Origin of the sequence: Mesorhizobium sp. M0854, from assembly GCF_040319815.1 — a bacterium.
In the GTDB taxonomy this organism is placed as follows: domain Bacteria; phylum Pseudomonadota; class Alphaproteobacteria; order Rhizobiales; family Rhizobiaceae; genus Mesorhizobium.
The window spans coordinates 1-2,313 of record NZ_JAMYOL010000073.1 but is presented as its reverse complement, the minus strand read 5'-3'; the positions used below and the strand labels follow the sequence as shown (position 1 = coordinate 2,313).

Sequence of the window (2,313 nt, the reverse complement as noted above, 5' to 3'; positions counted from 1 at the left end):
CGATTTTCTCAGCTCCTGCCATGATGCTCGGGCGGTATCCCTATCGTAGAGAGGCTCGATAAGTCCAATGTACGGGAGAAGATAAGACTTCATCCCATAGGACTTCTTTCCGTAATTCCCATTGCCGTCTAGCAGGTTCAGTACCCGCGCCATGTATCGCGGCTCGTACTCATCGAATGTGATATCGAGAGGAAAAAGCTCCTTTTGGATCATCTCTATTCGAGCAATTCGGTTCGTACGGCAGGGCAGTATGCCTTCTTCATAGCGGTCGATCTCGGCTGCGCCGCAACCTTCCGCATAGCCGGTGTCCACCATGACGTTTTCGTAGTTCACGTCTCGCAGAAGGCTGCTGACATAGGCCCAGTAGTTTTGACCGCGCTCGTTTCGGGCTTCGATAACCGCTTCCAACTTCGGCACGCAGCCTAGGAATTGCGCGAGTTCCTTCACCAGAAACTTCACAAAAACGCTTTCGGCAATGTCGCCGATGATGCCATCAACCTTGTTCTGAATGTCGAACTGTCTGTTAAGGTCATACTGCGTGGCCTCGTCTCCATTCAGCCACTGGTCATAAACGCCGGCAGGAAAGCATGCCGGAAGTGTATCTATCGCCGCCAATGACATTCGCTCCAGAAACCGCTGAGGAGTCGTGAACGCATCTCGATCAGTGACAATATGGCAGTGCGTATCATCAATGGGCAGGTCATTGACCGCCTCGAAAATCGTTAAAAACTCTGGATGCTGTTTCGACAGAAACAGCGGAAGGTGGTCAAAATGATTTGCGGGTTTGCGTTCCATGTTCTTGTCTCTCTGAGAAACTATTGAGGTTGCGACCCAATGCCGTGCGCGACTTCGTGGACATGCTTCCGCATCGCGAATTTTCCGTCCACAGACTCTAAATCGTTTCGCTGGGCCATCACGCTTGAGTCGTCCGCAGCTTATTGCCGGCCAACAATGTTGCCCCCTTGGTTGTGCACAGAGATAGCTCCGCAAGGATCCGGATCCACGAGCGAATTCCCTTGTGGAAGGAGGAAAGGTCATACTTCTCGTTTGGGCTATGGTGCCTGTTGTCAGATCGCGCGAAGCCGATGGGCAGAGAATCCAGACCCAATCGACGCTTAACCACACCAACAACTGGAATTGATCCGCCACTTCCGATCAGTGCAGGTTCACAGCTCCACTCTTCCTTAAGAGCAGCGACTGCGCTATCAAGAAAAGGACTTTCAGTCGAAATGACAGATGCGGGGCTGCCATCGTAGTCGGCAAATCTCAGGTTGCAGTCGGCTGGCGTTCTGGCGCGAATGTGATTACGAAACGCGGAACGAATTTTTTGTGGATCTTGACCAGGAACCAACCTGAAAGAGACCTTCGCAAGAGCTGTGGACGGAATGATGGTTTTGAAACCGTCTCCGTAATACCCACCCGCAATTCCGTTAATTTCGCAGGACGGCCGCGTCCAAATCTGCTCTAGAACTGAATAGGCAGTATCTCCGGCAGATTGAGAAAGCCCCACTTTGCTCAGAAAGGCATCTGGATCGAAATCCAACCTCGATATTGCGGATCTGATTTTATCGTCGAGTTCCTCTATATTGTCGTAGAATCCGTCGATTGCTACTTCACCATTCGCGCCTTTTAGGCTGGCGATAAGCTCGGCTAGGACCTGGATTGGATTGCGTGCAGCATTGCCATACGCACCTGAATGCAAGTCCCGGCTAGCACAGCTTACTCCTATCTCTTCTTCCAAAATGCCGCGAAACATTACAGTGATCGCCGGTACCGTATCTCTCCACAGATAAGTATCGCAAAGCAGCATGACGTCAGCGATCAGTTCCTCGCCGGCCTCGTCCAAGAATGTCTCCATACTTGGACTGCCGCTTTCTTCCTCTCCTTCGAAGAACATGGACACCTTTATCGGTAGATGTCCTGTCACCGCCTTCCACGAGCGGCACGCTTCAATGAAGGTTAGAAGCTGGCCTTTATCGTCCGACACTCCACGAGCAACAATATGGGTTTCTCCGCTGGGCTGTGCTTTTAATTTGGGCTGGAAGGGATCATCTTCCCAAGCCTCGATGGGTTCGACTGGTTGAACGTCATAGTGGCCGTAGAACAAGACATGCGGACCGCCGGCTTCTTTGTTGTGAGCGACCACCACGGGATTTCCAATAGTGGATCTAACGGACACCGCGAAGCCTATTTCCGATAGCTCGTCTGCGATCCAGGAAGCCGCCTGGCGACATTGTGGTGAGTACGATGCGTCGCATGAAATAGAAGGTATTCGTAGGAATTGGAAAAGCCGATCAAGGCTAGCGTTCAGAT

Annotated in this window: 1 protein-coding gene and 1 pseudogene; both read right to left on the bottom strand. The window is 51.7% G+C overall.

Going from position 1 to position 2,313, the window contains the following annotated elements; translation table 11 throughout:
* Positions 1-795, bottom strand: a pseudogene (locus tag NKH99_RS32550) (amidohydrolase family protein); the annotation flags it as partial.
* Between the two features lie 118 nt (positions 796-913).
* Positions 914-2,311, bottom strand: coding sequence for a M20/M25/M40 family metallo-hydrolase (locus tag NKH99_RS32545; RefSeq protein WP_353017956.1), 1,398 nt, complete (start codon positions 2,309-2,311; stop codon positions 914-916).
* Between the last annotated feature and the right edge of the window lie 2 nt (positions 2,312-2,313).